The organism is Candidatus Protofrankia californiensis (assembly GCF_900634765.1).
GTDB lineage: Bacteria > Actinomycetota > Actinomycetes > Frankiales > Frankiaceae > Protofrankia > Protofrankia californiensis.
In genome coordinates this window covers 1-2,487 of the sequence record NZ_CAAAFT010000271.1, presented here as the reverse complement: position 1 = coordinate 2,487, position 2,487 = coordinate 1, and the positions used below count along the sequence as shown (strand labels likewise).

Annotated in this window: 3 protein-coding genes; all 3 read right to left on the bottom strand. The window is 66.8% G+C overall.

Annotated features, from left to right (window positions below):
* Positions 1-165: 165 nt before the first annotated feature.
* Positions 166-1,008, bottom strand: a complete 843-nt coding sequence (locus DD1DGNOD_RS14890) for a rhomboid family intramembrane serine protease (RefSeq protein ID WP_131767042.1) — start codon at positions 1,006-1,008, stop codon at positions 166-168.
* Between the two features lie 185 nt (positions 1,009-1,193).
* A complete protein-coding gene (locus DD1DGNOD_RS14885) occupies positions 1,194-1,634 on the bottom strand; it encodes a hypothetical protein (RefSeq protein ID WP_131767041.1) in 441 nt (146 codons plus the stop codon).
* A 283-nt stretch (positions 1,635-1,917) separates the two neighbouring features.
* A partial coding sequence (locus DD1DGNOD_RS14880; protein WP_131770406.1) for a cytochrome P450 occupies positions 1,918-2,487 on the bottom strand: 570 nt, incomplete at its 5' end.

The window sequence follows — 2,487 nt, the reverse complement described above, 5'->3', positions numbered from 1 at the left end:
TGGGTGTGATGCGCTCGTCCACCGCGGTAGTTCGGTGGACGAGCGCCGGCCCGTGTCCACGCGCGGGAAAAATCATCATCGCGTACTCTCCGGCTGACCAGGCGTTCGGGGCGTTCGGAGCCTCCGAGCATGCGAAAAAATCATAATCGTGCGCTCTTCGACCGGTTAGGACCAGGGGGTTCGGCGGACCCACCGGTGGTCGGGGGCGTCGCGTCGCGCTGGCCCCGCGGCTCGCAGTTCACGGACGAACGGTGTGACGGCCAGCGCACCGAAAATGAATCCGACCACATGGGCACCGTAGGCGACACTACCACCCTCAGCAACACCCGTACCGGTGAAGTAAATGTATTGCAGCAAGAACCAGAACCCGAGCACCAGCCAGGCCGGCAGCCAGAACGGCAGGAAGAACAGGAAGGTGACAAGGCCTATGACCCGCGCCCTCGGGAAGACGACGAGATAGGCACCCAGCACACCGGCCACGGCACCGGAGGCGCCGATGAGCGTTGTGCTCGAGTGTCCCTCGAACAGCGCGAACCCGTAAGCAGCCGTGTACCCGCACACCAGGTAGAAGATCAGGTAAAGGAACCGTCCCATACGGTCTTCCACGTTGTTACCGAACACACCGAGGAACAGCATGTTCCCAATCAGGTGCAGCCAGCTTCCGTGCAGGAACATCGACGTCAGCACCGACACGACCGGCGACTTGGTGAACGACGGCGGCGACTCCAGCTCGCACAGCACGCGGCCCTGCGGGTCCACGCCCGCGGACCGGCCGTTCGGCACCTCCTGGGAGGGACGATTCTCCAACATCTCGGCGGGAACCGCGCCCCAGTGGTCGAAGAACCGCTGCTGTTCGCAGACGCTCTGCGGGGTCGCCGTGGTGAATCCGGCGACCGAGGTCACGATCGGCTCGAAGAGCACGAAGACGGCGACGTTCACTGCTATCAGTAGCCAGGTGACAACCGGCCGGCGACGCAGCGGGTTGATGTCGTGAATCGGTAGGACCACACACACATCCTGCCCGTACCGCCTCCGCCGGCGATAACCGCGTCCGTCTACGGATGCGGATCAGGCGGCGCTGCCGGCCGGGGCCCTCGGCCGAGCCCGGCGACCTCACCCGCTGGTCCGCACGCCCACTTCTCTGGGGTGATGGCGTAGAGCACGCTCGACCGGCCGGCGTGAGCGGGGATGGTTCAGTCCGTGTCGGTGACGAAATCGAGACCAGCGGCGATCCATTCCGCGAGATCCTCAGCCTCGGGGCTGTCCACATCGTCCGGCAGTTCCACCGGCTGGTCGTGGATGGGTGCGGTTGTCCATACGGTGGCCGTGGCCGGGGGACGGATTACCGGCCACTCCAGGCCGTCCAGGTCGAAGAACGGCTGGTAGGCGCCTTCGTGCTGGTAGAGCGCCTGTGCGACGTAGTTCTCGCAGTCGCTCTTGTGCGGGTCGACCAGCTCGGTGTTGAAGCGGCCTGCGAACGCGGCCGTGTCGGGGTCGATGTGCCTGTAGAAGTCGCTGAACGACCACAGCTTGGCGAGGTCGAAGAGCCAGGGTGCGGGGCCGGCCAGCGCGTTGTCGGCGTAGAACTTCTTCGCCTCGTCGATGGCGGCGTTGGCCCACAGCCTCGGGGCCACGTCCGCGGAACCGTGCCAGCCGGTCGTCTGTCACCCGCGCAGCCTCGCACAGGGGTGTTCAGGGAACTGAACGCCGTGCCGTTACTCTCGGGCCCCAATACTCCCCAGACCCCTACCTGGCCACCATGGCCCTGGACCCCACCGGCACCCCGCCCGCAAACGCTGGTCGAACAAGTGGAAAGCCGCGCTGAACGCGTTCGACGTCACCTTCGACGGACGCCTGCACGCCGGCCGGAAGTAGACCCACCCGCCAGTGGTCCACCCGTAGCACCAACATCAACCGTTACACCGTTAGCTGGACAGTCCCGACAGGCCCCGCGGGGCTGACGCCATCGAACTCGACGAGGAGGTGGCGGGGGCCTCGCAGGGTGGGATTCGGGCGGTAGGGCGGCGGGTCGGCGACGAGTCGGGGGTTCTTCAGCCGGCGTGCGAGCTCGGTGATGGCGATCTGCGTCTCGGGACGAGCCAACGGGGCACCGAAGCAGTAGTGGACGCCGCCGCCGAAGCCCATGTGTTCGTTGTGCTCGCGGTCGGGATCGAAGCGGTCGGGATCGGGGACGTCGGCCGGGTCGCGGCTGCCGGCGGCCAGCACGAGTGTGACCGGTGAGCCCTGGGGGATGGTGGTGCCGGCGACCTCGATGTCGTCGAGGGTGTTCCGGTTTTGCAGGACATGTACCGGTGGTTCGTAGCGCAGGAGTTCCTCGACCACCCGGGCGGCCAGATCGGGTTCGTCGCCGCGGCGTAGCCGGTCGAGCACCTCGGGGTGCCGCAGGAGGGTGAGCATGCCGTTGGCGATGAGGTTGACGGTCGTCTCGTGGCCGGCGACGAGGAGCAGGGCCGCGTTGCTCAGCAC